24 protein-coding genes and 1 pseudogene are annotated in these 26,818 nt (G+C 70.5%); 10 read left to right on the top strand and 15 right to left on the bottom strand.

Annotation, left to right across the window (positions count from 1 at the left end; genetic code table 11):
* Positions 1-2: 2 nt before the first annotated feature.
* Positions 3-983 carry a carbon-nitrogen hydrolase family protein gene (locus ACIOHC_RS19535; protein ID WP_351083639.1) on the top strand — a complete coding sequence of 327 codons (981 nt, stop codon included), beginning with the start codon at positions 3-5 and terminating at the stop codon, positions 981-983.
* Between the two features lie 305 nt (positions 984-1,288).
* Here the strand turns inward: ACIOHC_RS19535 and ACIOHC_RS19530 are convergent, their stop codons facing one another.
* A complete protein-coding gene (locus tag ACIOHC_RS19530) occupies positions 1,289-1,726 on the bottom strand; it encodes a GNAT family N-acetyltransferase (RefSeq protein WP_365689936.1) in 438 nt (145 codons plus the stop codon).
* Between the two features lie 151 nt (positions 1,727-1,877).
* Complete coding sequence (locus ACIOHC_RS19525; protein ID WP_401843301.1) at positions 1,878-2,519, bottom strand: DUF1707 domain-containing protein; 642 nt, start codon at positions 2,517-2,519, stop codon at positions 1,878-1,880.
* A gap of 552 nt (positions 2,520-3,071) precedes the next feature.
* On the opposite strand from ACIOHC_RS19525, the gene ACIOHC_RS19520 reads away from it, so the two are divergent.
* Positions 3,072-4,037: a nitronate monooxygenase gene (locus tag ACIOHC_RS19520; RefSeq protein ID WP_351083633.1), complete on the top strand. Its 966-nt coding sequence runs from the start codon at positions 3,072-3,074 to the stop codon at positions 4,035-4,037.
* 311 nt (positions 4,038-4,348) lie between these two features.
* Here ACIOHC_RS19520 and ACIOHC_RS19515 read toward each other — a convergent pair whose 3' ends face one another.
* Entirely contained in the window at positions 4,349-5,842 is a 1,494-nt protein-coding gene (locus ACIOHC_RS19515; RefSeq protein ID WP_351083631.1) for an MFS transporter, read from the bottom strand.
* Between the two features lie 257 nt (positions 5,843-6,099).
* Here ACIOHC_RS19515 and ACIOHC_RS19510 point away from each other — a divergent pair, with 257 nt between their 5' ends.
* From ACIOHC_RS19510 to ACIOHC_RS19485, 6 genes are all read left to right on the top strand, one after another.
* The gene (locus tag ACIOHC_RS19510; RefSeq protein WP_365689932.1) at positions 6,100-6,471 is read left to right on the top strand and encodes a YciI family protein; all 372 of its coding nucleotides are present in this window, start codon (positions 6,100-6,102) and stop codon (positions 6,469-6,471) included.
* Complete coding sequence (locus ACIOHC_RS19505; RefSeq protein WP_365689931.1) at positions 6,468-7,802, top strand: DUF6596 domain-containing protein; 1,335 nt, start codon at positions 6,468-6,470, stop codon at positions 7,800-7,802. The genes ACIOHC_RS19510 and ACIOHC_RS19505 overlap by 4 nt, the downstream gene beginning before the upstream one ends.
* A gap of 106 nt (positions 7,803-7,908) precedes the next feature.
* Positions 7,909-8,664, top strand: coding sequence for a hypothetical protein (locus tag ACIOHC_RS19500; RefSeq protein WP_401843297.1), 756 nt, complete (start codon positions 7,909-7,911; stop codon positions 8,662-8,664).
* Between the two features lie 69 nt (positions 8,665-8,733).
* On the top strand, positions 8,734-10,605 hold the full coding sequence (gene dnaK / locus ACIOHC_RS19495; protein ID WP_365689928.1) for a molecular chaperone DnaK: 1,872 nt from the start codon (positions 8,734-8,736) through the stop codon (positions 10,603-10,605).
* A complete protein-coding gene (gene grpE / locus ACIOHC_RS19490) occupies positions 10,602-11,249 on the top strand; it encodes a nucleotide exchange factor GrpE (RefSeq protein ID WP_401843295.1) in 648 nt (215 codons plus the stop codon). Before dnaK ends, grpE begins: the two co-directional genes overlap by 4 nt.
* A gap of 276 nt (positions 11,250-11,525) precedes the next feature.
* Positions 11,526-12,101, top strand: a complete 576-nt coding sequence (locus tag ACIOHC_RS19485; protein WP_365689926.1) for a hypothetical protein — start codon at positions 11,526-11,528, stop codon at positions 12,099-12,101.
* A gap of 62 nt (positions 12,102-12,163) precedes the next feature.
* Here ACIOHC_RS19485 and ACIOHC_RS19480 read toward each other — a convergent pair.
* A pseudogene (locus ACIOHC_RS19480) lies at positions 12,164-12,740 on the bottom strand (isochorismatase family protein).
* A gap of 280 nt (positions 12,741-13,020) precedes the next feature.
* Here ACIOHC_RS19480 and ACIOHC_RS19475 point away from each other — a divergent pair.
* The gene (locus ACIOHC_RS19475; RefSeq protein WP_351083618.1) at positions 13,021-14,310 is read left to right on the top strand and encodes a hypothetical protein; all 1,290 of its coding nucleotides are present in this window, start codon (positions 13,021-13,023) and stop codon (positions 14,308-14,310) included.
* Positions 14,311-14,434: 124 nt separating this feature from the next.
* Here the strand turns inward: ACIOHC_RS19475 and ACIOHC_RS19470 are convergent, their stop codons facing one another.
* Complete coding sequence (locus ACIOHC_RS19470; protein ID WP_351083616.1) at positions 14,435-15,520, bottom strand: PP2C family protein-serine/threonine phosphatase; 1,086 nt, start codon at positions 15,518-15,520, stop codon at positions 14,435-14,437.
* Positions 15,521-16,048: 528 nt separating this feature from the next.
* Here ACIOHC_RS19470 and ACIOHC_RS19465 point away from each other — a divergent pair.
* On the top strand, positions 16,049-16,966 hold the full coding sequence (locus ACIOHC_RS19465) for an SPOR domain-containing protein (RefSeq protein WP_365689924.1): 918 nt from the start codon (positions 16,049-16,051) through the stop codon (positions 16,964-16,966).
* 295 nt (positions 16,967-17,261) lie between these two features.
* Here ACIOHC_RS19465 and ACIOHC_RS19460 read toward each other — a convergent pair whose 3' ends face one another.
* The 10 genes from ACIOHC_RS19460 to ACIOHC_RS19415 all read right to left on the bottom strand — a co-directional run bounded on the left by ACIOHC_RS19460 (position 17,262) and on the right by ACIOHC_RS19415 (position 25,909).
* Positions 17,262-17,720 (bottom strand): CBS domain-containing protein, encoded by a 459-nt coding sequence (locus ACIOHC_RS19460; protein ID WP_351083614.1) that lies wholly within the window; start codon positions 17,718-17,720, stop codon positions 17,262-17,264.
* 296 nt (positions 17,721-18,016) lie between these two features.
* Positions 18,017-19,159 (bottom strand): NADase-type glycan-binding domain-containing protein, encoded by a 1,143-nt coding sequence (locus ACIOHC_RS19455; protein ID WP_351083612.1) that lies wholly within the window; start codon positions 19,157-19,159, stop codon positions 18,017-18,019.
* Positions 19,160-19,163: 4 nt separating this feature from the next.
* A complete protein-coding gene (locus ACIOHC_RS19450; protein ID WP_351083610.1) occupies positions 19,164-19,727 on the bottom strand; it encodes a phage tail protein in 564 nt (187 codons plus the stop codon).
* Positions 19,724-21,685, bottom strand: a complete 1,962-nt coding sequence (locus tag ACIOHC_RS19445) for a putative baseplate assembly protein (protein ID WP_351083608.1) — start codon at positions 21,683-21,685, stop codon at positions 19,724-19,726. The genes ACIOHC_RS19450 and ACIOHC_RS19445 overlap by 4 nt, the downstream gene beginning before the upstream one ends.
* Entirely contained in the window at positions 21,685-22,107 is a 423-nt protein-coding gene (locus ACIOHC_RS19440; RefSeq protein ID WP_351083607.1) for a GPW/gp25 family protein, read from the bottom strand. The genes ACIOHC_RS19445 and ACIOHC_RS19440 overlap by 1 nt, the downstream gene beginning before the upstream one ends.
* The gene (locus ACIOHC_RS19435) at positions 22,104-22,421 is read right to left on the bottom strand and encodes a PAAR domain-containing protein (protein ID WP_351083605.1); all 318 of its coding nucleotides are present in this window, start codon (positions 22,419-22,421) and stop codon (positions 22,104-22,106) included. The genes ACIOHC_RS19440 and ACIOHC_RS19435 overlap by 4 nt, the downstream gene beginning before the upstream one ends.
* A 59-nt stretch (positions 22,422-22,480) precedes the next feature.
* Entirely contained in the window at positions 22,481-24,247 is a 1,767-nt protein-coding gene (locus ACIOHC_RS19430; RefSeq protein ID WP_401843291.1) for a VgrG-related protein, read from the bottom strand.
* Positions 24,244-24,966, bottom strand: a complete 723-nt coding sequence (locus ACIOHC_RS19425; protein ID WP_351083602.1) for a LysM peptidoglycan-binding domain-containing protein — start codon at positions 24,964-24,966, stop codon at positions 24,244-24,246. Before ACIOHC_RS19425 ends, ACIOHC_RS19430 begins: the two co-directional genes overlap by 4 nt.
* 61 nt (positions 24,967-25,027) lie before the next feature.
* Positions 25,028-25,453, bottom strand: coding sequence for a phage tail protein (locus tag ACIOHC_RS19420; RefSeq protein ID WP_351083600.1), 426 nt, complete (start codon positions 25,451-25,453; stop codon positions 25,028-25,030).
* A 54-nt stretch (positions 25,454-25,507) separates the two neighbouring features.
* Positions 25,508-25,909, bottom strand: coding sequence for a hypothetical protein (locus ACIOHC_RS19415; protein WP_351083598.1), 402 nt, complete (start codon positions 25,907-25,909; stop codon positions 25,508-25,510).
* Positions 25,910-26,818 lie beyond the last annotated feature (909 nt).

Genomic DNA, 26,818 nt, shown 5'->3' with positions numbered 1-26,818 from the left:
CGGTGCACGCAGCCCCGGTGTTCATGGACACCGAGGCGACCGTCGGCAAGGTCATCGGCTTCATCGAACAGGCCGGCCGGGAAGGTATCGACCTGCTGGTGTTTCCCGAGACCTTCGTGCCCGGATACCCGTACTGGATCGAGGCCTACGCCCCGCTCGACCAGCAGGGTGCCAACGCCGCCTACGCCGAGGCGTCCGTCGAGGTGCCCGGTCCGCAGATCGCCCGGGTCCAAGCCGCCTGTGACCGTGCCGGGGTCGGCATCGTTCTCGGCGTGAGCGAACGGCTCGCGGGTACCCGCACGTGCTTCAACAGCCAGGTCTTCATCGAACCCGACGGTGCCCTTCTCGGAGTTCACCGCAAGCTCCAGCCCACCTACGCCGAACGGATCGTGTGGGCTCAGGGCGGCGGTGCCACTCTCAGAGTCTTCGACAGCACACTGGGCCGGATCGGAGGCCTGGCCTGCTGGGAACACACCATGAATCTGGCCCGCCAGTCACTGATCACCCAGGGCCAGCAGATCCACGCCGCGGCATGGCCCGGTCTGTCCACCATGACCGGCTTCGAGACCGTCGCCGACGTCCAGATCGACGCCATGATGAAGACCCACGCTCTCACGGCCCAGGCGTTCGTCATCTCTGCCGGAAACCCGGTGGACGAGATGTGCCTGCAGTGGATGGAGCACACCATCGGACCGCAGAAGCACATCACTGCGGGCGGCGGCTGGTCGGCCGTGATCCACCCCTTCAATCAATATCTCGCCGGCCCGCACACCGGCCTTGAGGAGAAGCTCGTCACCGCCGAGATCGACCTTGCCGACATCAACGCCGTCAAGGTCTGGGTCGACTCCCGCGGCCACTACGCGCGACCGGAGATCCTCGGCCTACGGGTCGACCGACGCCCGCTCTGGCACGACGAAGGACACCGCGAATGGCCTGCCGCCCCGAGCGACAGCACCGCAGCCCCGGCGGCCGAAACGGCCTGAGCCCGAGTGCGGAGATCGGCCTTCAGGGGTGCTCCGCCGGGAAGCGGAGCACATCAGCGGCCGACACCACGGGTCCGGCGCGGGGTTCGGCCTCTTCCTGGCCTGACCAGCCGGCACACCGCCACATGAAACAGAGGTCCGTGCTCTGGGAGGACGGACCCCTGTTCCCACGCGGCGGACAGCCGTGCTGGGGGAGTTCCGACCTCCGCGCGGCGGACTCCGGTCGCGGAGGTCCATTGGCGAGAAGGTTCGTCATGCTGTTGCTTCAGCGCAGTTCAGCTTCGGCGGTGTCCGCTCGCAGGCCATCACACGTCACAGCCCGCGGCAGGCCGGGCGTGCACATGGAACCTTCCGATCGACAGGCCGCGACTGCGGTAGGCGGACCTGACCCCGGTCATCTCGTTGAAGACGAAGCCGGCGGCTCTCCGGTCCGATGTCGCGGCGAGCCCGCACCATATGTCGTCGTCGAGCGCGATCACGACTCCGCGCGGATCGTAGGAGGGGACGTCGATCCTGCACCCGAAGTACTCGTCGAAGGTGTAGAACTCGCCGCGGGCAGGGATGTCGGCGGAGCACTCCTTGTTGAGTTCATAGAGTGCGCGCTGGTGCTGTGGGGTGTCACCCAACTCGGCCATGGTGATCAAACGTATCCCGGCGTCCTGGCAGCGCTTCACGTACCTGTCGAAGCGCACCGCGTCGAAGGTGTTCACGTCGAGTTCCAACTCGACCCAGCGGTCCGACACGATGGATTCCTCCCTTGATGGTGCCGAGGGCCGTGCCCAGTCGAGCTGTTGCTCGACCACCATGACGGCCGCAGCCGTTTCCGCTCGGCCCCGTCGAGTCACCCCGCCCCGCCCGGCGCCTGCATGTGACGGTCAACCAGCCGTCTGGCGGTCAGTGGCCGTTGACTGTTCGAGGCTTGCGTCGAAGCCACTGGCCGGGTGTGCGCCGTGGCGGCCGAGCGACGATGTCGCCACCGGTCGACTTGCCGCTCAGCACCACACGCAGTCGTACCGGCGCATCCTGGCCGGCAACCGGGCGGAGCTTGATGTCGCCGCGACTGTAGGTGACGTCGTCGGCGTCGACCACGATCCCCGGCGGGGTCACCAGCGTCAGATTTCCGCCGATGCGTAGGTCGACCTCGATGTGCAGGGTGTCGTGGGTGATCACGGCCTCGGTGAAGTCGAGCCTCAGGTCGCTGAACATCAGCCGGATCTCCATCCGGCGTGGAACCAGCCAGCGACCAGTGCGCTTGCCCTCTCCGAAGCGCTGGTCGATCCGGATCACCTCGCGAGCCCGCGACGGCATCCCTTCAAGCGGTAGATCGGCGGTCAGCGCCGCGAGGTCGGAGGCGGTACGTGCGGCAAGCGCTGCTTCCACGCGCTCGTCCAGCTCGGCGATGGTCAGCCGGCCGTCTCCGGCCGCGACCTGAAGGATCTCCACGGCCTGATCCCGGTCTCGATGAGATACCCGCTGATCGGACACGTGGTGACGAGGTGAAGAAGAATCGTCTGCTCTGGTGACATCGCCTGGCATGCGGTCAGTGTGCTGGCAGGCTCGTAGGGCCGACAACCTCTGATCGAGGAAAATGGGGGATCACCCCGACAGATCTCAGGGGATGCCGGTGCATCCTCCAACGCCCGGACCGGCCATGACCTCCGGGCCGGTTCCCTTCGCGACGGCTTGCCGGCACGTGCTCGTCGCACTCCGTACGGGAAGCGGCCCCCTCCATGGACCGCCCGGAGTTCAGCGGAACCGGAGCTGCTTCAGCCCGGACTCAGCGGCCTCAAGGGTTGAGCAGTTGGTGGAGGCGGGAGCGCCCAGGAATGCGCTGCGCGGTTCGCAGGTCGGGGACGGACCGAAGGGGGAGCGACCCGGGTCGTGGGGGAGCGGGGGACAGGCGTTGAGGTTGTGCGATGTACCCCTCTCCTGGCGATGTCGGCGGTCCATCGATGGGCGGCTGTCATTCCCCGCTCGCGGCCACTGGCCGGCTGGGCGATGCCCGGCTGCGGGTCACCGTGGGTGAGCTCTGCGACAGGTATTGCTGGTTGATCTCTTCCGGCCGCCGGGAGGGGCCATGATGACGGCATGGCATTGTCGACGGCGTTCACGAGGTTGTTCGGTGTGCAGCATCCGATTGCGTCTGCGCCCATGGGCGGGTCGGCCGGCGGAGCCCTGGCTGCGGCTGTCTCCCGCGGCGGTGGGCTGGGGTTGCTGGGCGGTGGGTACGGAGATGACCGGGACTGGCTGGACCGTGAGCTGGCGATCGTGGCCGGGGGCGGGAAGCCGTGGGGAGTCGGGTTCCTGAGCTGGGCGGTCGGCGTCGACGCGGTCGAGCAGGCGCTGGAGTACGGCCCCGCGGCTGTGACGCTGTCATTCGGGGATCCGACCCCGTTCGTCGCGCGAATCCGTGCGGCCGGTGCTTCGGTGATCGTTCAGGTCACCGATCTCGAAGAGGCCCGGCAGGCGGTGGATCTGGGGGCCGACGTCATCGTGGCGCAGGGCAGCGAGAGCGGTGGGCACGGGGCCCGGCACGGGAGGGCCACGCTGCCGTTCGTGCCCGTTGTGGTGGATCTGGCGGCACCGGTGCCGGTGCTGGCGGCCGGTGGGATCGCCGACGGCCGTGGCGTGGCCGCCGCCTTGGCCCTGGGGGCCGCCGGGGCCCTCATCGGCACCCGCTTCCAGGCCACGGCGGAGGCCCTGGTCGACCCTTCGATCGCCGAGACGATCGTCCGTGGGCGGGGCGAGGACACAGAACGCAACAGTGTCCTCGACATCGCCCGGGGAGCCCGATGGTCGACGACGAAGTACACGGCTCGCACCCTCGGCCATCCCTACCTCGACCGCTGGCGGGGCAGGGAGGACGAACTCGCCGCGGACGCCCGGGCCCGACAGGCCTATCAGGCCGATGTGGCACGCGGCGCCGTGCCTCCGCTGCCGGTGTGGGCCGGGGAGGGCGTCGACCTCGTCGACGACCTGCCGCCCGCAGCCGATCTGGTCGCCGCGCTGGCCGCCCAGGCCGACAAGGCCCTCGCCCGAGCGGGAAGGCACTGACTGCACCACCCCAGGAGCGACGGCCGCCGGAGCCGGCCGGCGCCGCAGGATCGTCCGGGACTCGGGGCGGTGCCGTCGGCGAGGATCCTGCCGTCCCGCTGGATGACGGCGGCCGAGGGCGGCCCGCCTTCCGTGTCCGGGCCGCCTCGTGACCGCTGTTCGCCACAGGAACGGTCGGGTGTCGGCCATGCTCGTCACGCGTACAGGTGACGATGGAGTGCCGAGTGCCGAGTGCCGAGTGCCGAGTGCCGAGTGCCGAGTGCCGAGTGCCGCGTTCGGACAGGGCAGCCACGACGCGGCTCGGCAGAACTCTATGAGCGAGTCGCCTCGTATTCGGGGAGTGCGGCCGGGGCGGTTCGTGTCTCCGGGCGCATGGCCAGGATCAGGGCGGCCAGCCCGGCGAAGATGACAGCGGCGACGACACCGGTGACGTGCAAGCCGGCGGTGAACGCCTCTCGCGCCGTGCGCAGCAGTTCCGCGCCCCGGTCGGCGGGAAGATGTCGGCTGGCGGCGACCGCGCCGGCGAGTGAGTCGGACGTTCCGTTCATCCGGCCGCGGTAGACCACCGCGGCCACCACACCGAGCAGCGCGAAGCCGAGCGAACCGCCGAAGTAGTTGCCGGTCTCCGACATCGACGCCGCCGAGCCGGCGCGCTCCGGTGGTACGGACCCGACGACCAGCCCGGTGCCGAGCGCGAACAGCGGGCCGGTACCCAGCGCCAGCACGGCGATGCCGGTCATCACCAGCGGCAGGGCGCTCGCACCGTCGACGCCGACCAGCAGGAGGCTGCCCAGCGCCGACCCCACGAGCCCGCCGGCGATCGCGGTCGTCTGTTTCATCCGCCGAGCCAGCGCCGGCGCGGCCATGGTGCCGACCGCCACGCCCAGGCCCATGGGTGCGAACAGGACCGCCGACGCGAACGGCGAGTGGCCCAGCACGCTCTGCAGATACTGGGTCACCAGCAGCCCCGTACCGGCCATGGCGATGCCGGCGAAGACCAGCGCTACGAGTACGGCTGTGAACGGGCGGTTGCGCAGCAGCCGCAGGTCGAGGAGCGGGGTCTCCAGCCGCAGTTGTCGGCGTACGAACAGCAATCCGAAGGCGGCGCCGATGGCGAGGGCCGTCATCGCCACGACTGGCGCGCCCTCGACGGTCAGCTGCTTGATGCCATAGACCATCAGAAGCACCGCCACGAGCGACAGGCCCACGCTGCCCGGGTCCAATCGGCCGGCCCGGTCGCTGCGGAACTCCGGCAGCAGGACCGGCCCCGCGAGCAGCAGCAACACCATCGCCGGCACGGCGAACAGGAACACCGAGCCCCACCAGAAGTACTGGAGCAGGAATCCGGCCAGTACGGGTCCGAGCGCGCCGCCGGTGAACTGGCAGGTCGCCCAGATCGCGATGGCCTTACCGCGCTGTCCCTCCTCGCGGAACATGTTGGTGATCAAGGCGAGTGTGGACGGCGCCAGGGTCGCGCCGGCGACGCCCAGCAACGCACGCGCGACGATCAGCATCAGCGGATCGACCGCGAAGGCAGCCACGAGCGACAGCACCGCGAACGCGGCTCCGCCGATCATCAGCAGCCGTCGGCGACCGATCCGGTCGCCGAGCGTACCCATCGTGATGACCAGGCCGGCCACCATGAACCCATAGCTGTCACTGATCCACAGCTGCTCGACGTTGTCGGCCCCCAGGTCGGCGCTCAGCCGTGGGAGCGCCAGGAGCAACGCCGTCGCGTCCATGGCGACGAGCAGTGTCGGAAGCATGAGGACGGCCAGCCCCAGCCATGCCCGGTTGACTCGCATTTCCGAAACTCCCTGTTCTCTTGACGTTTCGCCGGTCGGTCGGAGCGGTCGAGAGCTTCTTGACATCGGTACGGCCGGAAATTCCTCGTGCCCGGCTCGGCGGGGCGCCCGCGGAAGTGACGACCTCACGGTCCGGGCGATGCGACGGTGAAAAACTGGTGCGAACTTTTCGGTGGGGGATGTCAAGACGGCGGCGGTGACTCCGACCAACCGGTCGAAGGGCCCCGCCGGGGCTCGCGAACCACAAGGAGTACGAGATGAAGTTCCTGATCAGTCTGCACATGAACCCGGCCGTGCTGGACGCGTTGACCGACGAGGAGAAGGGGGCGATCGGCAACGGTCACGGCGAGTTCATCGAGGCGCTGAAGCAGTCGGGTGAGCTGATCACCACGCAGGCGCTGGTCGATCCGTCACAGGCCGCCGTGGTGGCCGTACGCAACGGCCAGCCGGTGGTGACCGACGGACCTTTCCTGGAGTCCAAGGAGTATCTGGGCGGTTTCTACCTGATCGACTGCGAGAACAAGGAGCGGGCGATCGAGCTGGCATCGCAGATCCCGGACGCCACGATCGAGGGTCTGGGGGTCGAGGTGCGACAGGTGATGTTCGCTGATGGACAATTGGAGGCATGACAGCGCCAGCCGCAGAGGACCTGCTGCGTGAACTCGCGCCGCAGGTCCTCGGTGTGTTGGTACGTCGGCACGGCCAGTTCGAGGGGTGCGAGGACGCCGTACAGGAGGCCGTCCTCGCCGCCACCGTGCAGTGGCCGGCCGAGGGTGTGCCGAACAACCCGCGCGGCTGGCTGGTGACTGTCGCGTCCCGGCGCCTGATCGACCAGATGCGCAGTGACCACGCGCGCCGCGCGCGGGAGTCGGCGACGGCCGCCGAGGTGGTGCCCGAGGACGTACCGGACACCGACGACACGCTCGTCCTGCTGTTCCTGTGCTGCCATCCGACGCTGACCGCGGCCTCGCAGACCGCCCTGACGCTGCGGGCGGTCGGCGGTCTGACGACCGCCGAGATCGCCCGCGCGTTCCTGGTGCCGGAGGCCACGATGGCGGCCAGGATCAGCCGGGCCAAGCAGCGCATCAAGGCCGCAGGCAGTTCGTTCAGCCTGCCGGACGGCGCGGAACGCGAAGAGCGGCTACGGGTCGTCCTGCACGTGCTCTACCTGATCTTCAACGAGGGCTACACGGCTTCCTCGGGCAGCGAACTGCACCGTGCCGACCTCGCGCACGAGGCGATCCGGCTGGCCAGGATGGTGCACGCGCAACTGCCCGAGGACGGCGAGGTGACCGGGCTGCTCGCGCTGATGCTGCTGACGCACGCCCGCCGGGAGGCGCGTACGACGGCGGTCGGCGGCCTGGTGCCACTGGACGAGCAGGACCGTACGAAGTGGGACCGCGGGCTGATCGACGAGGGCACAGGGCTGGTCAAGGCGTCGCTGGCAGGCCCGGCGCTGGGGCCTTACCAGCTGCAGGCCGCCATCGCCGCCACGCACGCCGACGCGGCCACCGTCGAGGAGACCGACTGGTCGCAGGTGCACGCGCTCTATCTGATCCTGGAACGGATCGCGCCCAACCCGATGGTCACCCTCAACCGGGCGATCGCGCTCGCCGAGACCGAGGGGCCGCAGGCCGGGCTGGCCCTGCTGACCACATTGGACGGTGACGAGCGGATGGCCGGGCATCACCGGCTGCTGTCCGTACGGGCGCACCTGCTGGAGAGGACCGGCGACTCGGCCGGGGCGTACGAGCACTACCGGCGCGCCGCGAAGGCCACCGCCAGCCTCGCCGAGCAGCGCTACCTGGAGTCCCGGGCCGGCTGGGTGAGAGAGTCTGAAGCAGCTGTCGGAGGACGCCCGCCCGGTGCAGCGGCGTCTCGGCCTCGAACGTCGCCGGCGCGCCGAGCAGTTCCAGCGGCGGACGGCCGGGGCGAGGCAGACTGCCGAGCGCACGCGTGAGCCGCCCGTCGCGCGGCGCGAGGCGCCGACGACGGGCCCTCATGACCGGACATCCCATCTCGGTCCGGTTGTAAAATGTCATCCAAAGGATGACAAGTGGGATGTCATGCGAACGATGACACGCATTTCACCTGGTGGGTTGTCCGTGACCGGAACAGCCTCGAAGACGCCGGACCTCCCCGGTCCGCCGGTCTCCTTTGCCGCCGCGACGCAGGCGCTGGGCGCGGTGGAAGCCGCCGTGCGTCGGGCCGGCGCACCCGACGGGGCGGAGATCGCCGGTGACGCGGCAGGGCCGGGAGAGGCGCTGGACGCTCTCCGGCTGTTGCGCGACGTATGCCGTCGGCTGGCTGTGTGGGAACCGGCGCTGATCGAAGCGGCACGTGGAGCAGGGGCCAGCTGGGCCGATATCGCTCATCCACTGGGCGTCAGCAGCCGCCAGGCCGCCGAGCGCCGATACCTGCGACTGTGCACAGGTCACCTGGGCACCACTGGGGAACAACGGATACAGGCCGTCCGCGATCGCCGGGCTGCCGACCGCGCCGTCTCGACCTGGGCGCGGGGCAACGGGGCGGACCTGCGCATTCTGGCCGGAGAGATCACGTCCCTCCACGATCTCCCCGAGGCGGCTCGCGGCACCGTGGCCGAACTCGGTGTGGCTCTCGACGGAAAGGACCCCGTCCGTCTCGTCGGGCCGCTTGCCACGGTGCGCCCGTACCTGGAGCGGCGCCGCGATCTCGCCGAGCGCGTGGACCGCATCGTCCGGCAGGCCGAGAGTCTGCGCAGCAACAGAAAGCCCCGCGCAGTGAGCGGCAGGCCGGGGGCATCGGGGCCGGAACGCCCGACGGCCGGGCCTGGGAGGTGAAGCAGCAGGCAGACCACTCGTTCAACAGCTGGCTCAGGTTCATCCGTGAAAGACATGAGGGAGGCAGTGATGGCGCGGGCAGTAGGCATTGACCTGGGAACGACGAACTCCGTGGTGTCCGTGCTGGAAGCCGGCGAGCCGACGGTCATCACGAACACCGAGGGCACGCGGACCACTCCATCGGTGGTCGCCTTCGCGAAGAACGGTGAGGTGCTGGTCGGCGAAGTCGCCAAGCGGCAGGCGGTGACGAACGTCGAGCGCACCGCGCGGTCGGTGAAGCGGCACATGGGGGACACCCAGTGGCGTTTCCCCGATTCCGGCGACATCGACGGCAAGCGGTACACCGCGCAGGAGATCTCCGCCCGGGTGCTGCAGAAGCTGAAGCGGGACGCCGAGGCGCATCTCGGGGAGGACGTCACGGACGCGGTGATCACCGTCCCGGCCTACTTCAACGACGCTCAGCGCACCGCGACCAAGGAGGCGGGCCGGATCGCGGGCCTGAACGTGCTGCGGATCATCAACGAGCCCACGTCCGCGGCGCTGGCCTACGGCCTGGACAAGGAGAACGACCAGACGATCCTCGTCTTCGACCTCGGTGGCGGCACGTTCGACGTCTCGCTGCTGGAGATCGGCGAGGGCCTGGTGGAGGTGAAGGCGACCAACGGTGACACGCACCTCGGTGGTGACGACTGGGACCAGCAGGTCGTCGATCACCTGGTGAAGCAGTTCAAGAACGGCTACGGCGTGGACCTGTCCAAGGACAAGATGGCGTTGCAGCGTCTGCGCGAGGCCGCGGAGAAGGCGAAGATCGAGCTGTCGGCCGCGACCGAGACCACGATCAACCTGCCCTACATCTCGGCTTCGGCCGAGGGTCCGCTGCATCTGGACGAGAAACTCACGCGCGCACAGTTCGAGCAGCTCACGGCACCACTGCTGGAGCGGTGCAAGGGGCCGTTCCACAACGCGGTCAAGGATGCCGGGATCAAAGTGGCGGACATCGACCACGTGATTCTGGTCGGCGGTTCGACGCGGATGCCGGCGGTGACCGAACTGGTGAGGGAGCTGACCGGCAAGGATCCGCACAAGGGTGTGAACCCGGACGAGGTCGTCGCCATCGGTGCCGCGCTCCAGGCCGGTGTCCTCAAGGGTGAGGTCAAGGACGTCCTGCTGCTCGACGTCACCCCGCTGTCCCTCGGCATCGAGACCAAGGGCGGCATCATGACGAAGCTCATCGAGCGCAACACCACGATCCCCACCAGGCGTTCCGAGATCTTCACGACGGCCGAGGACAACCAGCCGTCCGTGCAGATCCAGGTGTTCCAGGGCGAGCGTGAGATCGCGGCGTACAACAAGAAGCTCGGGATGTTCGAGCTGACCGGCCTGCCGCCCGCCCCGCGCGGTGTCCCGCAGATCGAGGTCGCGTTCGACATCGACGCGAACGGCATCATGCACGTCGCCGCCAAGGACCTCGGCACCGGCAAGGAGCAGAAGATGACCGTCACCGGTGGCTCCTCGCTGCCGAAGGACGACATCGACCGTATGGTGCGCGAGGCCGAGCAGCACGCGGAGGAGGACCAGCGGCGCAAGGAGGCCGCCGAGACCCGCAACCGGGCGGAGACCCTCGTCTACCAGACCGAGACACTGCTGCGGGACAACGCCGACAAGATCCCCCCGGATGTGCGTACCGAGACCGAATCGGCTCTGGCCGAGCTGAAGGAGAAGCTCAAGGGCGAGGACACCGCCGAGATCCGTGCCGCCACGGAGAAGGCGGCGGCCGCGGCGCAGAAGATCGGTACCGCCCTGTACGCGCAGGCCCAGGGCGGCGGAACCGCCGGAGACGCTACCGCCGCCGGTGGCACGCCCGATGGCACGGGCACCGGTGACGAGGAGGTCGTCGACGCGGAGATCGTCGACGACGAGCGGAAGGGAGGTACCGGATGAGCAAGAACCCTCACTCGGAGCATCACGGCGATCGGTCGCCCGCGGTGGTGTGCGACCCGCGCAGGATCACGCCGGTCACCCTCCGGGACGGGCGATGCCAGGATGCCTCCGGTCCGACCGGGAGCGGTCCGGCCGGGACGGGTTCGGCCAGGACTGGTGCGGACGGCGCGAGTACGGCACCTCCGGGCGCCGGCCGGACCGACCATGCGGAGGCCGCGCGGCTGCCCGAGCGGATCGCGGAGCTGACCGCGGACCTGCAGCGGGTACAGGCCGAGTACGACAACTACCGCAAGCGGGTACGCCGCGACCGACTGGCGATACGGGAGATCGCGGTGGTCAACGTCCTCACCGGCCTGCTTCCGGTCCTGGATGTCCTGGAAGAGATCCACCGGCAGGGCGACGACCACGGCGCGGCGGCAGTCCTCTCCGACGTGCTTGAGGCGCGGCTGGCGGCACTGGGCCTGCGCACTGTCGGCGCGGCGGGTGACCCCTTCGATCCCCGCACACACGAAGCGATCACCTACGACGCCTCCGGTGCGGCACAGAACGTATGTGCCGAGGTGTTGCGGTACGGCTACCGGGTCGGCGACCACCTCCTGAGACCGGCCCAGGTAGCGGTGACAGGGCTCGCCCCCGCCGAATAGCCGCGTGGGGCAGGTCCCGAGTCCCGCGTGTCGGCCCGGCCGAACTGCTCGCCCGCCGGAAGCCGTGACTTCCCGCGGTACCGCTGACGTTCGGCGGTCGCCCCGACTCCCTGTGGATCGCACGCCTCCGTGATTCCGCAGGGAGCGGGAACCATCAGCCCCTGTGACACCACGAGTTCAGCCTCGGCAAACGAATCGAGCGCGACGGCTGCCTCGTGGGAAGGCCGTCGATAGGGTGCATCGCGGAATGACCGCGAGTGTGTTGCAGGAGGGTCGATGAGCAGGGATGACGCCGAGTCCACGGTGAAGCCGTCGTACGAGGCGCATGTCAGGAAGCATCTCGCGCTCACCCGTGCCGAGGACGAGCGCGTTCTGGCCGTGGTGGGCGCCTACCGGGCCGGCAAAGTACAACAGATCATGACCAGGACTGCCGGGGACGTCCTGGGCGGCGCCACTGGGAATCTTGGCGGTCTGATCACCTCGGCGTCCATGGCCAAGACCCTCAACAAGCAGCGTGACGCCGCTCTGGACCGCACCGCCGGCCCCGATCTGCCGGTCGGGGAACGGAACTTCCTCGCCCTGACGACCGGCCGGCTGCTCGTCTACAAACTGGGCGGCTTCCCCACGGCGCGGCCGACGAAGCTGCTCCACGACATACCGCTCGCGCGGATCGAATGGGTCACGAAGCCGGCACCCCCGACCGGTTTGATCAAGGCATCGCGATTCGACATCGGAGTGGACAGCGGTGAGGTCGCCCGTCTGGAGTTCCCCCGTGCCGTGGCCCGACAGGGGGTCGAGCTCATCAGGAAGCTGATCGACCTTGTCGCGCCCCCGCAGGGAGGGGGTTCATGAGAGGCGATTGGTGGCGAGAACGGTGACGGCACCCAGTGCGACGGCTGGATGCAGCAGCCTCATCAGACGATCTCCTTCTGCGAGGGAACGACGACCCCGTACAGGTCGGCGATGGCGGCGAGGGCGCTGTAGTGCACCTGGCAGGCATCGAGGTCGACGCCGGCCACCGGAAGCGACCGGGTCGCGGTGGCGTCGGCGGCGACCGTCGGGTGGTTCCCGCGCAGGAAGGCGCCTTGCGCGGTGCACGCGAGGCACATGTGTGTCATCCAGCCGGCGATGACGACCTGGCCGTCCGGAGCGTGCCGAGGTCGGTGTCGTGGAACGTGTTCGGGGCCCGTTTGACGACGACGGGCTCACCGTCGATCGGCGTCGGACGGGGGAGGATCCGACCGATCTCGGCGCGGATGTCGTAGGGGTTCCCTCCCCGCCGTCGTTGATGACGTGCACGACCTTCGTGCCCTCCTGGCGGGCTCGCGCCAGCGGTTGCGCGGCGGCGTCGAGAGAGGCCTCCCGGCCGTCGAGTTCCATCACGCCCTGCGTGTGGGTGCTCTGGAAGTCGATCAGGAGCAGCGTCGACTCGGAGAGTTTCGCGGGCGTTTGGTCGAAGCCGTTGAGCTCGCGCAGCGTGGTTCCGGACATGGGTGTACCGCCTTCGAACGTCGTGTGAGGAGTGGCGGCCCGAAGAGTGCGATGGAACGTGTTCAAAACGCTATGGCCCAACTGCTGCGTCAGCAATGACGTCTGACTTGCAGATACGGACATGCCGATCACCGAACGGGGAATCGGCCTTCCCGGCCACCGCGTGGTCCGCCTCCGTGGCGGCGCCCCGACCCGCAAGTGCCGTGGGGGCAAAGGAGGCTGCCCTCACCGTGCCCTCCTGTCCCTGGGGCCCGCGCCTCCGGCCACCTAGCGTGTCGCCATGCGCACCCACGAGAGCCCTGGGCAGACACACCGGACGCTGCCCGCGTCCGCCGTCCGGAACAGCGACGGCCCTCAGGGCCTCGCGGAACTGCAGAGCACCATGGGCAACACGGCCGTGTCGCAGCTGATCACGGTGTCCCGGATGATGACCGAGGGCGAGTTCAAGCAGAGCACGGCGACCTCCGGGCCGCGCGGCCGCTCCGAGATCACCAAGGTGGACAAGGCGCTCAAGGCTTTCTACGCCCTGCCGGACACCAGGCAGGGCGCCCGGTTGCTCGCCCTCAAGGACATCGTCAAGGCGTGCGGCGACTACACGGCCCACAAGGCCGAGGGAGGGTCGCGCGTCGAGGGTGCACAGCAGCTCGGCCGGCAGGCCGAGGCGGCGAAAGGACAGCTGGACCCCGAGGCGGTCTTCCGGGGCCTGCTGACCGAACTCGACAGCATGATGAGCGAGGGGAAGAACCCGGATCTCGACGTCCGCATGCCGGCCGGTGAGGCCCAGAAAGCCGCCCAGGCCGTCCCTGCGGACCGGTTCCACGCGATGATGGGCGACTTCGTCCAGAAGCTCGGTGCGCTCCGTGAGGACCAGGGACTACCTGATGAGACGCGCGCCGTCATCGGGGAGCTGATGGCCGTGGTGCCCCTGGTGACCGTGATGCAATACCCGCGGGGCGGCATGCCGGGCATGAAGCTCAACCCGGCCACCGACGGCGGCGGCGGCCCGGAGTTCACGTTCAACGTCGACACCCAGGCCAGGGGCGGCACCTCCTTCCTGCTGGGGCACATTGCCCACGAGCTGACCCATGTCGCGGCCCACCAGGCGTTCGGCAGCAGCCCGGTGATGGAACTGGTGCAGTCGGGGGCGACCGACGAGGAGGTCGCGGCGCTGGCGGCCGAGCGCAAGCAGGCGCTCAATGATCTGAAGGCGGCGCTGGCCGGAAACCCCGAGTTCGACGAATTCCAGCAAGAGATGCTGAAGGAAAAGCTGGTCTACGGCGCTCAGCCGCACAAACTGGAGCGGTACGCGGACTCCTTCGAGAAGGCGGGCAAGATCACCGCCGCGCAGAAGGAGCGTCTGGTGGGCTGGGGAAGGGCGGCCGGAGACGCATCCGGCACGCTGGTCGAGTACGACACCGTGCTCAACCAGATGCTGATCTATCTGCACATGTGGCAGACCAGTCAGGACAACCCCTTCTACGTGCGGTTGCGGGCGGCGGCCCGCGCGGCGTACGACCGCCGGAGCCGTGCCCGTCAGCCCTCGGTCGAGTCGACGGACCAGGCGTCGTAGAACCCTCCGACCACGAGTGGAACACCCCGTCGGGACGAGGGTCTTGTGAGGTCCTGTCTGACACCCGGGACCATCACCGGCACGCGCGACCGAGTGGCGGTTCGACGACCCTACGGGAGGGCCCTCAGTCGGGCAGATGGAGGACGGCGAGAGCCGCGGTGTCGTCGTGGAGGCGGTTGTGGCTGTAGTCGAGGAGATCGTGGTGGAGGCGGTCGAGGAGTTCCCGGGGCGGCAGAGGGCCCCAGGAGAGGACACGCTGCTGGAGGGGGTAGAAGGCGCCGCCGGCGTCGCGTGCTTCGGTGACGCCGTCGGTGTAGAGCAGCAACTGGTCGCCGGGACCGAAGGGGTACTCGTCGATCCGGTAGGTGTCCGTGACGAGCATGCCCAGGTTGAGGGGCGGTGCGGGGTCGCCCGCTTCCAGCTCGGTGACGCTGTCGGCGCGGATGAGCAGGGGCGGTGGGTGGCCGCAGTTGACGATGCGGACCACGTGACGGCGAGGGATCTCCGCGAAGACAGCGGTGACGAAGCGCTCGCCCATGTCGCTTCCGGCCAGGCGGGCGGCCCTGCGGTTCATGCTCCTCTCCGCCCGGCGGGCAATGCCCGCGAGGTCGGGTTCGTCGTGGGCGGCCTCGCGAAAGGCGCCGAGAAGGGTGGCGGCCGTCTCCACGGCGGCGAGGCCCTTTCCCCGCACGTCGCCGATGACGATGCGGAGTCCGTACGTGGTGGGGACGGCCTCGTACAGATCACCGCCGATGCGTGCTTCCGCGACGGCGGACAGGTACAGGGTCTCCACCTGAATGGGGCCGATGCGGTGGGGGACCGGGCTGAGCAGGACACGCTGCGCGATCTCGGCCACGAAACGCACGGTGGCGAGGGTGCGCTCCCGGCGCACACGGTGGGCGGCCAGGATGGTGCCGAGGACACCGACCAGTGCGGTGCACAGATAGGCGGTCACGTAGTGGCGGTCCCACACGTAGCTCACCGGGCGGCCCGCGCAGCACGGGGTGCCGGCCAGGACCCCTTCGAAGACGATCGCGAAAACCGTGATGGCAGCGACGGCACGGGGGCCGTGGGCGAAGGCGGCGATCACGGGGAGAGCGATGAGCAGGAAGCTCACGGGCCACTGCACGGGCGTGAGGGGTTCGATCACCAGGATGCCCGCGACGTAGAAGGCGGGCAGCCAGCGCATCCATGTCGGCGCGGCGGGCATCGAAGGTCCCTCGCTGTCAGGCCGCGCCGCCGGGCCGCCCGCCGCCCCGGGGCGATCCGGCCACCTCACTGCGCCCTCCGGCGCGCGGCGAGCGGCGCGAGCACGGACGCTGCCCCGTCGAAGCACGGAGCCACGGTCCGGGCCGAGCGCGGACGGCGCTCCCGGCGGCTCCACTCACACAGCCCGTACACGCGGAACTCCTGACACAAGAGGTGGTCAAGACGCCCATCCTGCTGGGCCGCGAGGCTTCGGACCGGTCATTGCTCCAGCCCGTGGCATGTCAGGACGGCGCGGTCGACGAGCGACGGCGAGGCCCCTTCGTATCGCCCGCTTCACCACCGTGCGCGACCTCGGCGGGTCGCTTCGCGCGCTGCGCGCAGGCGTCGACGCGGCGCGCCGTGACGTATCCGAGCACGGGCGGCTGCGTGATGCCCGCGCGAACCGGGTGAGGAGATTGACGTGCACACGTCTTGACGGGCGGGTGCTGTCGCACGCACCGTTGCTGGGCCGTTCTTCACAAGGGGGTACGTGAACCGCAAGTTGCTCGGGGCGTGTACGGTCCTGGCCCTGTTCGCCGTGGTGGGGGCCCTTCCGGCGCCCGCTTCCTCCGAGCCGCGACAGGGGCTCACGCGTGCCCTGCCGCTGGGCGCCGTCGACCTGACCGAGACCCGCAGCACGCGGACGCTGCAGCCCGGTGTCACCCTCACTCGGATCGTGCGCGGTGCCGACGCCCCGGCGCTCGCGTGGACGATCGAGGTCTCCATACCCGGCGGCGCCGCCTCGCCGGACCCCGACGCGCCGCCGTCGGCGTTGAAGGACCGGGCGAGCGCCGACGAGCTGGCCGCCGATGCGCGGGCGGACGGCTTTGACGCAAGGGTCGAGGAGGTCACGACTCCGGCGGTCGCCGACTACGCCGGTGGAACGCTCGGATGGCGGGTCCGGGTCGGGCGGTTCGACTCCCAGTCCGCCGGTACGGCCGAGCGCACTCGGCTGAAAGGGGCCGGGTACACGGGGTCCGTCGTGTACACGGGCTGGGACGGAAACCCCGACGACCGCGGTCCGTGGCGGATCGACGTGCTCACCATCGACCCGGACCGGTTCCGCGGCAGGCTCACGGCGTCGTACGGGCCCGATCTGGAGAACCGCGAGAGAACCAGCGAGCTGGCGGCCGCTGCCGGGGCGACCGCGGCGGTCAACGCCGGGTTCTTCGTCCTCGACCCGAGCGCCGGAGCGCCGGGCGATCCGGCCGGCGTCGGCACGACGAGCGCACTCGAGGCGGACTTCAACAGGCAGAACCAGGCTCTTGCGAGCGAACTCGGACGCAGGGGCGCGAAGCACGTCACCACTCACTTCTACGGACCGGGGACCCACGGCTGGGCGTACTGGCAGCGTGAGTTGCACGCCTCGCTGCCGATGCTCCTCCAGGCCCTGAGAGTCGATGGCTGAACGGTCCTGCAACCAGATCCTCGGGGCCGGGATCGCGTGACCGTACCGCGTCGCCGGCGCCGCCTGCCTCTTCGGCCCGGCAGCTCTCCGACCGCCTGGAAGGCGTCATGAGGACGAGCCGCGGCCAGGGCCGGCGACCGGTGGCGATGCCCTGCGAAGTGGCGACGACCGGTGCGGCCTGCGGTTCGGGGTCCTCGGCCGCGTGCAGAGGCGCCTCCGTCCCGCCGGGCGGCAATCCACCACGGACGACCCGGCCGGGCTCCTCCGGGGATTCGGCGAAGGGTTCCGACCGGCTTCAGCCTGCGGACTGACCGGACATCCCGGCGACCGCGTACACGCGGCTCGCGAACTCGGCGATCTGTTCGTCGCTCAGATTCTTCGCAAGATTGGCCTCCGTGATCATGCCGATCAGACGGTGGCCACCCTGGACGTCGATCACCGGCAACCGCTTGATCTGGTGTTCCTCCATGGTGGCCAGGACATCGGTGGCGTCCGCTTCGGCATCGATCCAGTGCACCTTGGCATTGAGCGATCCAGCCTGCACGGTTGCCGGGTCGATGCCCTCGGCACAGCATTTGACGATGATGTCACGGTCGGTGATCAGGCCTGTGAGCTTGTTGTTGTCGCCGCAGATGGGCAGGCAACCGACGTTCAGGTCGCGCATCATCTTCGCCACGTCGAACAGCGACTGGTGCGCGCCGACGCACTGCACACCGCCGGACATGATGTCTCGCGCTCGCAGCTTCTCAGCCATGACTTCCTCCCGTTCCCGACAGAGCTTCTCTTCCCTAATCGATCACAACACGAACGGCTCGGCACCGCTCCTCGGAGGCGTCCGCGATACGGGGATCCCGAGCGCCGCACCCGACCGGACCGGACACGTGCGCTCCCGACAACAACTGCTGCGGAGCCCGAACCCGCAGCTTTGACCGCGACCCCGGTGTGTCGGAGGTCGTGCCGTTCACGGCGGCCAGCGACATGATCGCGTCGCCGTCCGGCCGGGTGGTGAACCAGAGGGTCGTCGTACGTCGACAGGCGGGTTGTTCCACCTCAGGTCCGCTTGAAGAATTCGATCTCCCCGATCGCGATCGGCCGCCCCTCGCCCTGGCCGGCCGCGGCCCGCAGAACGAGCCGGACGGAGACCACATCGCTGATGCCGGTCCGCACCGTCTGGGGGCCCGGCTTGTCGGCGAACGTCACCGCCTTCTCGTGGACCTCGCCGTCCGACGTGGTGACGATCAGATCGGCTTGCGTCGGCCTGGCCCCCTGCCGGAACTCCCGGGGCTCCTTCGACACACCTGTGTGCACAACGACGCCGACCAGTCGGAACGGCTTGTCGAAGACGCAGGTCAGTGACGAGCCGAGCGTGGGCGCCCCCCAGTACGTGTTGGTCAGTCCGTCGACGCCCGCGGCCGCCGGATGGCCGGGAGCCCGGGAGCTCGCCGTGGCCTCGGCCGGGCTGATCTCCGCCGTTCCGCCGAGCTTGTCCCGCACGTCCTCGTAGACATAGCGGCCGGCCGGCAGGAGCAGGAAGCCCGCGAACAGCAGCCCCACGACCGCCAGCGCCAGCAGGGTCCGCCGCAGCACCCGGCCGGATCCGGTCCGCACCCGGCGGCGGAACGGCCACACCGTGCGCCACCAGGGCAGCGGCTTCGGCTGCTCCCGGGTCTGCAGCGGTGCGGCGCAGCGCCGACAGAACCGACGTCCCGGCAGATTCGGGGTGCCGCACGCCGGGCACGGCGGCCCGTCCGGCTCCTCCTCGGCCGCCACGGGCCTGACGACGGGCCGCCGTGCGATCGGTTCGGCGGGCCGCACCGCGACCACGGGCGTGTCCTCCGCCGCTGGTTCCGGCCGTACGGGGGCGGGCTGTGCCGGGCGTGGGGGCGGCTGCGGGGCGGGTGCGGGTTCCGCGGGCGGCGGCCCGGAAGGTTCCGGTGTGCGCGACCGGGTGGGTTCCACCGGCGGGTCCCCGGCCGCGGGGTCCATGGGGTCCGGGGTGGCGCCGGTGGCGGGACCGGCCGGGGTGCCGGCCGTCGGTTCGACCGATCCCGAATGACCTGATGGCTCGTCAACGTCTGTCGTGGTCGGCGGGTTTCGCGCCGCCTGGGAGGACCAGCCCAGGTAGGAACCGCAGTTGCCGCAGAAGTCGTCGTCCTCGCGGTTGGCCGAACCGCACGCCGGACACGAACGCATCGCGTCAGCCTCCTGTCTCTTCTGGCGGGCCCGGCAGGATCTCCACCCGGCACGTGAGATGTACGGGGCACGAGGCCGCCACGACGTCCAGGACGCGGCTCGCGTCCACCGGCCCCCCGCCCACCGCCCAGACCCGGACCAGCAGTTCGCCGGTCGGAGCCGGGGGAAGTGCGGTGCCGGGCTCGGACGACCACGCGACGCCGCCGCCGTCCCGGATGTCGGCGTGCACACCGAAGCAGAGCCGGAGATGTTCGACCAGGCCGCGGCGGGTGCCGCGCCACCGGTGCAGTTCGACGGCGCGGGCGACGACGGCCCGCCGCAGCTCCTCGGGCCACGCGGGATCGATGCCGGCGCCCACCCACGACGACAGCCAGGGCAGGAAGTCGGCCGGGGCCAGCGCCGGGTCGAAGTAGGCGGGGAGATTGTCGAGGGTGGACAGGACGGGCGCCAGGACGGTGTCGAGGCCCGCCGTGAACCGCTGGGCCAGGTCGTCGTCCGCGTACAAGCCGGGCAGCAGTCCGCCGATCGGATAGCGGCTGGCGAGACCTGGTACCGCAGCCCTGGTCATGAGCCGTCACCGGCCCCGCCCGCGGTGACCACGACCTGGTGCTGGTGCGAGAACACCAGGGCGCCCGGCGCGACGTCGATCCGATCCTGCGCCGCCCCGCGTCGCCCGGTGATCGGGTCCGCGGGAAACAGCCGTACCTCGTCCACCAGGCCCACCCCCCGCACGCCCTGCAGTACGGCGAAGACCTCGCCGTACTGCAGGGGCCTGCCGAACGGCCATCCCCGCCCGTCCACGCCGCCCCGCAGGGGGTCGATGTGGCGGAACAGCGCCGAGAGCGCCTCGGCGCGGACCCGGTCCACGTCACCACCGGCCGCCACCAGTCTCGCGACCACGGTGACGCCCTGGTACGTCGGCGGTTCCACCACCAGCCGGGTGCCGACCAGCCGCCGCTCGTCGAGCCGCGCCGCGACCGTCGAGAGTACGGAGTCCGGCGGGATCAGCTGCTCGAACCGCAGTCGGCCGCCCTCGTCGGAGACCGCGTCGGGCACCACCAGGACCCGTACCGCACCGCCCTCACCCGCAACGGCGGGCAGACACTTGACCCGGCGCAGGGATGGCGCGGCCTCACGGGCGATGATCTCGTGGTCCTCGGCCGTGACCGCCCGCTCCTGCACCCGGAGGATGTTGGGTGCCCGGACCTTTGCGTTCTCCACCGTCTCGCCGTCGACCCCGCCGCGGGCAGCCTCGCGGTTGTCCACGCCCGCCACGTACGGCACCGAGCTGCGCAGCACGCGGATGGCGCCCCGGGCTACGTTCCCGGCCGCCCCGCCGCCCGTCCGGTAGCGAGGGACCCGCAGCTGTGCGCCCTTCTCCGGCACCGCTCCGTACGCGCGCATCGTCCCGTCCGGCTCGCGTACCTCCGGGGGGAACACGAACTCGCCGGAGGCGGCGTCGATCCGCACGTGCCGGTCGTCCGGGGAGGAGGCGCCGAAGTGCTCCACGGCGGTCCAGGACTGCCAGCCCTCCGCGGAGGACACCTGGACGACCGGAGCCTCCCCGTCCAGCAGCAGCGGCGCCCTGCTCACGGAGAACCTCTGCCCGGCCACGCCTTCGGAGACCCCGAGCGGAACGTCGCGGACGGTCTCCGCGTGCTCGACGTCCGTCGTGCCGCCGACGGTGAACACCTCGGCCTCCCGGATCGTCGGCGACTCGGAGTAGAACGGCTGGCCCGGTTCCGGCGCGGTGACCCGGCAGCGCAGCCACCCCGCCCGGGTTCCCGCGGCCACCGACGCGGTGTGCCCGGCGGGAACGAACACGATGACCTCGCCGGGCCTGTTCAGGCCGCCGGTGCTGTCGCTGCCCGTCCGGCACGTGACCCAGCGGGCACCGTCCCACGCCTCCCACACCAGGGGCGGCTGCCGCGGGTCGACGCCCACGCCCTCCACGCGGCTGTCCAGGCGTACGGCGACGATGCACCGGGGGACGGCGGTCGGCAGTCCGAACAGCACGGCGTCGCCCGGCTCCGGCCGGGCCTGGAAGCACGGGATGTCCTGGTGCGCGCCGAGCGGTGCGGTGCGGTCGGTCTGCTCGCCCGACACCGGCGCGGTGACCAGCCGGGACAGCGAACTCGGCACGATGGAAAGGTCGTCGGGGGTGGAGAAGACCACCGCCTCCTCGGCCTCGCCGCGCGAGGTGGCGACCTCCGTGCCCGCCGGGAGCAGCACGGTCTCCGGTTGCGGGGCCGACAGCCAGAAGTCGACCTCCGCCCGCGCCGCCGTCGGCGGGAACAGTGTGACGCCCAGCAGGTCGAGGAAGGCCGAGTAGTTCTTGTCCGGCACCCGGTTCAGCCGGTACAGCAACTGGTCGACCATGTACGCGAACGTCTCGATGAGCGTGACCCCGGGGTCCGACACGTTGTGGTCGGTCCACTCGGGAGAGCGCTGCTGGACGTACCGCTTGGCCTCGTCGACGAGTTGCTGGAAACGCCGGTCGTCCAGATTGGGTGAGGGCAGGGCCATCAGCGCACTCCCGCTTCCTCGGAGCCCTCGGAGGAGGGGATGGTGTAGAAGGGGAAGACGAGGTTGCGCAGGTCGTTCGTGGCGCGCACGGTGTAGTGCACGTCGATGTACAAGGTCCCCTCCTCGACGGCGTCGAACGCGATCACCACGTCGGCCACCTCGATGCGAGGCTCCCAGCGCTCCAGCGATGTGCGGACCTCGTGCGCGACGCGCCCGGCGGTGGCGTTGTCACCGGGTGCGAAGACGTAGTCGTGAATGCCGCAGCCGAACTCCGGGCGCATCGGCCGCTCGCCCGGTGCCGTGCCGAGGATCAGCCCGATCGCCTCCTCGATCTCCTGGTCCCGCTCGACCATGCCGATGCCGCCCGTGGGGCCGACCCGCAAGGGGAAGCCCCAGCCGCGTCCGATGAAGCCGCCGCTCACACCGGGCCCCCGATCAGGACGTTCGGCGCGCCGCTGGTGATCAGCGCGCCGCAAGTGGTTCTGTCCCGCATGCGGGCGGCAGGCAGCCCGCCGATCAGCACCGGACCGGTGGCCGCGGCGGCGGGGTTGGGCAGGATGACGTTCCCGGGCCCGAGCGCGGCGTGCGGGGGGACCACACAGACGTGCAGGCTGCCGACGACGGCCGCCGGCCTGCCACCGATCAACACGGTGGCCACGGCCGCGGCACCCGGTGGCGGGGTGCCGATGAGGCCGCCGTGAACGGTGGTGTCGCCCGTGCGGGCTGCGGGGGGCATGGTCGCTGTTCTCCTCGCTGTGAAAGGTACTTCTGCCGCTGTCGGACGGCCTGGGGGTGTCAGTTGATACGGATGAGCTTGGCCTTGAGGACGGCGAGCAGTCCGCCGTCCACGGTGACTCCCGTTCTGCCGTTGACGGTCACCGAGCGTCCCTTCACGTTCACCTCACCCGTACCCGCGTCGAGCGTGATGCCGGATGCGGAGAGGATCACGGAGCTCAGCACCCGGGTGCCGCCGGGGGCGAACACCTTCAGCGCGATCTCGCTCCGCCGCTCGTCCAGCGTGACGTCGAGCCGCTTGTCGCCACTGGCCAGCCGGACACCGGACGGTCCGCGCGGGGCATCGAGCAGTTCGAGCCGGTTGCCGGAACGGGAGGCCAGCGAACGGCGGTTGACCTTGCCGCTGGTCGGATCGACCAGCGGCACGTCGTGCGGCGACGGCTTGTCGACCCCGTTGTAGAGGCCGCCCAGCACGTAGGGGCTGTCCAGCAGCCCCTGCTCGAACCCGACCAGTACCTCGTCGTTGACCTCGGGGCTGAACACCCCGCCGCCGCCCTGGCCGCCCCACTGCACCGTACGGACCCAGTCGGTCACGTAGGTGTCGTCGAGCCAGGGGAACTTCAGCCGGACCCAGCCCCGTTCGGCCTTCCCCTCGCGGATGTCGGTGACCACGCCGATCGCGAGGCCCAGCATGCGTGGGCCGCGTGAGGGTGCGTTCGCACCGCTGGTCAGTCCCGCCAGCGAGCGGTCGGGCGCCGCGCTCACCACCACGGTCGTGCGGTAGCCGCCGTTCGGTTCGAGGACGTGATGCGCGGCGGTCGCCGTGTAGCGCCCGGCGAACGCGGGCCCGACGTTGCCGAGGGCCACCGGCTCGCCCGCCCGCAGTCGCGGGTTGCCCTCGGCGACCGCCTCGATCTCGCCGAACCCGGAGCTCACGGACGCGGCCACCGCACCGGCCACGGCAGTGGTCTCGGCCTGGGTCCGGTACGGGGTGTCGGTGACCGTCATCCGGGCGTTCGCGCCGAATGCCCCGGCCGCCAGCGACGGGCTCATCCCGGGGGACACGGTGTCGCTGCGGACGGACTGCTCGCGGGCCACCAGCCGTGTCTTGGTGTCGACGTTCCAGCCGCGCACCTCCACACTGTCCGCCCCGTCCGCGCCCGTCAGCACGGCCCGCAGGGCCAGGAGGTTGCGTCCGTACTCCAGGACCATCGGATGCCGCGTGGCGGAAGTGGCGGGCGAGGGCGCCGACGAGGCGGGCTTCGCCTTCACGAACTGCAACAGGCCCTTGTCGTCCACCCGCACGTGTGCGCCGCTCTCGCCCGCGAGGTACTGGAGGAACTCCCAGTCGGAGACATTGGGCTGGGTCAGCTGCTTGTACGTGATGGGCGCGGCCTCGATCCTTCCGCAGGCGAGCCCGGCGCCCGCGGCGACCTTGCGGACGATGTCCGCGGTCTTCATGTTGCGGTAGGCCACCACCTTCCGTCCGCGCTGGAGTCGGTGGGCCTTGGAGAACGCCCGGACGACCGTGAACGAACCGGTGGTGTCGCTGTCCAGCTCGACCGCCGTGACCTCACCGGTGAACAGCCGCTCGCGCACCCGCTCCTGCACGGTGACCACGGATATCTTCAGCGGCGTGCCTATGGTGAGACCGGTGGCGGTGAGCAGCTTGTGATCGGGGTCCCGATACATCAGCACGGCGGTGTCCGGCAGGCCGACGTTCTCGTCGACCACGCAGCTGACGAGCTGGGCCGCCCAGGCCGTCGGCAGCTCACCAGGGGCCTCGACGATCGGGTCGGCGGCGAAGGAGCGTCCCGGGGCGGTCACCGGCCGCCCTCCGGGGTGTGATCTTCCAGTCCTGGCACGACCAGCTCCCTGCCGGGGATCAACTGCATCGGGTCGTCGATGTCGTTGGCGTCCGCGATCGTGCGCCACGCGGTGGCATCGCCGTACTCCCGCCACGCGAGCAGCGGCAGGCTGTCACCGACGACGACCCGGTGGGTACGCCGTGCCTCCCGTGAGCCCGACGAGGGGTTCTGGCCGGCCGGGTCGACGCTCGCCTCCTCGATCGACAGCGAGCAGGTGGCGCGCAGCGGCTTCCCGTCGACGTCGAACAGTGTGTACGAGACGGAGAGGTTGGACAGCACGCCGTCGAACGAGGTCGTCTTCGACGTGCCCCAGTCGAAGCGCACCCAGGGGCTGGCGGGCGTCTTGCGGGCCAGGCTGCTCGGGGTGGGCACACAGGCCAGCATCAGCTGTTCCACCGCCTTCTCCACCGAGTTGTCATGGGTGGCCGTGGCATCCAGGAAGACCTCCAGGGACAACGCCCGGGGCCCGCTGCCCACGAATTCGGGCAGCGCGGACTGCCCGGCCATCCGGGACGGCGTACGGCGCCACTCGGTGCTCTTGCTCAGCGACAGCTTCGCCGGATTGAACTGCAACGTGAGCCGGGCGAGGTTCCCGCCCGGCCTGGCGCCGACGGCCGACGGCGGTTCCATGATGGTCAGCTGGGCGCGAGCACGGCTCGTACGGACAGCGGGTGACATTGCGCTCCTCCTTCCCGGTCTTCTCTCTTGTCTGTTGCGCGGCAGTGGAATTGACGATGCATCAGGACGGTTCCAGGCCTTCGTGCGCGATCTCCAGCGTTTCGACCGCCGCCTGGGAGCTGGCGGGATCGAAGGACGGTCCCTGCCAGCGCACCGGCACGATGCCGTGCACCTGCCAGCTGATGATGCGACTGAGGTCCGGACGCAGCGCGACGATCTCGCCGTCCTTGCGCTCGACCCGCTGGATCGTCTCGTTGAGCCACCGCGCGATCTTGAGCGTGTCGGCGGTGACCGGGCGGGTCAGCGTGATGTTGGTCCAGGTGATCCGCCCCGGCAACTGCCAGGTGAAGTCGTTGTTCCCGCCCTCGGCGTACTGCTCCAGCTCCACCTCGGCGCCCAGCCCCGAGCAGGTGTGGAAGGCGCCCAGGTCACTGCCTCCGATCACGAGCTTGAAGAACACGCTCGTCGCGAAGATGTTGTCCGTCATGTGCTTCTCTTCTTCTCTGCCGATTCCCGAGTGCCGTGCCGTGCGGGGCCGTCGTCAGCGGCGACCGTCGTACAACCGTCCGGCACGCTCCCGTCCTCTGCGCAGATCCGCGCGGATCAGCCGGCTCACCGGGTCGAGCAGACGACGGGCCAGTTCCTCGATGTCCGTCCCGGTGATCCGGTTCGCGGCCGGAGCGTCCGTGTCGGCCGATCCGCTTCGCGACGGCTCGATGGGCTTCACCGGGGCCGCCCTCACCGGAACACCGGTGATTCCGGCGTCCGCCGCGCGACGCTGAAGCGTCTGAGCCGTCGTTCCGGGTTCGACGGCTCCGGCCGCCGCGGCGGGTGCGCGTCGCGGAACCCGTACCGACAGGCCCGGCGGTCCGGCGAGTGGAGCACCGTCACCGGCCACCGGCCCGGTGGTCGTGGGTCCGGCGGACTCCGGCACCACCGGCATCGCCGTCCGTTGAACCGGTGCGGTGGCCGCTCCCGGCCGGGCCGGTGCCGGCGGATGCGGGCGCACGACCGGAACCGGCTGGGCGACCGACGGCAGGGATGCCGCGGAGGGGGACGTGTACGGGGTGGGTGGTGCGGGTCGTGGCGCCGGGGACGGTGGTCCGGGGAGGCGGGCGGAGCGTGGCTCCGCCGGCTCCCGCTCCGGCCGGTGCGCGCCGAGCCGCGCCGGAGGCGCCGTCGCGCCACCGGGTGCCGAACGCCGCACGAGTCGCAGGAACGAGCCGTCGGCCGACGGTCGGCGGCCCTTCGGGCCGGCGCCGGACACCGGAGCGCGACCGGGATCGCCGACGGCCGTCCGGCCCGAGGGCGCCGCGCTCCGGGCAGTGCCGGGCGTCGGGTTGCCGGGCACGGAACGCTGGACGGTGTCGCCGGGAGCCGGTCCCTGGGACGCCGGTGCCGAGCCGGTCGCACGGGTCCGGCGCGGCGACGCGGACTCGACGGGACGAGTGCGCGGGGGAGGGGCTGTCCGCCGGGGTGCCGCGCCCGACGGCGTCCGGTGTTCCCCGGTTCCCGAAGTCCCGTGTCCCGGTGTCGGCGCATCGGACCCCGACTGCCGTACGTCACGACGCCAGGTGGCTGTCACCACGGGCCGTGCCGTACTGCCCGCCGTCGGCGCCGAGAAGCCCTCACCGGTGCCGGTGCTCACCTTCAGGTCCCTGCCCGCCAACAGGGCCCGCGACCGCTGGACGGTGGGCGACTGCCCCCCGGTCCCGGCGGCGGGGCCGGATGGCTGTCCTCCCTCCCGCTGCGGTGCGATCCTCCGGACACGTACCGGCGCGGCGGGAGCCGAAGGCTCAGGGGCGGTGGCAGGGCTGCCCGTACGCATGGTGTCCACCGTGCGCCGGACAGT

It is taken from the genome of Streptomyces sp. NPDC088252 (genome assembly GCF_044740965.1).
GTDB lineage: Bacteria > Actinomycetota > Actinomycetes > Streptomycetales > Streptomycetaceae > Streptomyces.
Note: the sequence above shows the minus strand (reverse complement) of the source record. Positions and strands in the feature narration are given on the sequence as shown.

Excerpts from the sequence above, each read along its gene's own strand:
- ACIOHC_RS19525 (WP_401843301.1), bottom strand. The coding sequence starts at position 2,519 with ATGCCAGGCGATGTCACCAGAGCAGACGATTCTTCTTCACCTCGTCAC.
- ACIOHC_RS19520 (WP_351083633.1), top strand. The coding sequence starts at position 3,072 with ATGGCATTGTCGACGGCGTTCACGAGGTTGTTCGGTGTGCAGCATCCG.
- ACIOHC_RS19515 (WP_351083631.1), bottom strand. The coding sequence starts at position 5,842 with ATGCGAGTCAACCGGGCATGGCTGGGGCTGGCCGTCCTCATGCTTCCG.
- ACIOHC_RS19510 (WP_365689932.1), top strand. The coding sequence starts at position 6,100 with ATGAAGTTCCTGATCAGTCTGCACATGAACCCGGCCGTGCTGGACGCG.
- ACIOHC_RS19505 (WP_365689931.1), top strand. The coding sequence starts at position 6,468 with ATGACAGCGCCAGCCGCAGAGGACCTGCTGCGTGAACTCGCGCCGCAG.
- ACIOHC_RS19500 (WP_401843297.1), top strand. The coding sequence starts at position 7,909 with ATGCGAACGATGACACGCATTTCACCTGGTGGGTTGTCCGTGACCGGA.
- dnaK (WP_365689928.1), top strand. The coding sequence starts at position 8,734 with ATGGCGCGGGCAGTAGGCATTGACCTGGGAACGACGAACTCCGTGGTG.
- grpE (WP_401843295.1), top strand. The coding sequence starts at position 10,602 with ATGAGCAAGAACCCTCACTCGGAGCATCACGGCGATCGGTCGCCCGCG.
- ACIOHC_RS19485 (WP_365689926.1), top strand. The coding sequence starts at position 11,526 with ATGAGCAGGGATGACGCCGAGTCCACGGTGAAGCCGTCGTACGAGGCG.
- ACIOHC_RS19475 (WP_351083618.1), top strand. The coding sequence starts at position 13,021 with ATGCGCACCCACGAGAGCCCTGGGCAGACACACCGGACGCTGCCCGCG.
- ACIOHC_RS19470 (WP_351083616.1), bottom strand. The coding sequence starts at position 15,520 with ATGCCCGCCGCGCCGACATGGATGCGCTGGCTGCCCGCCTTCTACGTC.
- ACIOHC_RS19460 (WP_351083614.1), bottom strand. The coding sequence starts at position 17,720 with ATGGCTGAGAAGCTGCGAGCGCGAGACATCATGTCCGGCGGTGTGCAG.
- ACIOHC_RS19455 (WP_351083612.1), bottom strand. The coding sequence starts at position 19,159 with ATGCGTTCGTGTCCGGCGTGCGGTTCGGCCAACCGCGAGGACGACGAC.
- ACIOHC_RS19450 (WP_351083610.1), bottom strand. The coding sequence starts at position 19,727 with ATGACCAGGGCTGCGGTACCAGGTCTCGCCAGCCGCTATCCGATCGGC.
- ACIOHC_RS19445 (WP_351083608.1), bottom strand. The coding sequence starts at position 21,685 with ATGGCCCTGCCCTCACCCAATCTGGACGACCGGCGTTTCCAGCAACTC.
- ACIOHC_RS19435 (WP_351083605.1), bottom strand. The coding sequence starts at position 22,421 with ATGCCCCCCGCAGCCCGCACGGGCGACACCACCGTTCACGGCGGCCTC.
- ACIOHC_RS19425 (WP_351083602.1), bottom strand. The coding sequence starts at position 24,966 with ATGTCACCCGCTGTCCGTACGAGCCGTGCTCGCGCCCAGCTGACCATC.
- ACIOHC_RS19420 (WP_351083600.1), bottom strand. The coding sequence starts at position 25,453 with ATGACGGACAACATCTTCGCGACGAGCGTGTTCTTCAAGCTCGTGATC.
- ACIOHC_RS19415 (WP_351083598.1), bottom strand. The coding sequence starts at position 25,909 with ATGCCGGTGGTGCCGGAGTCCGCCGGACCCACGACCACCGGGCCGGTG.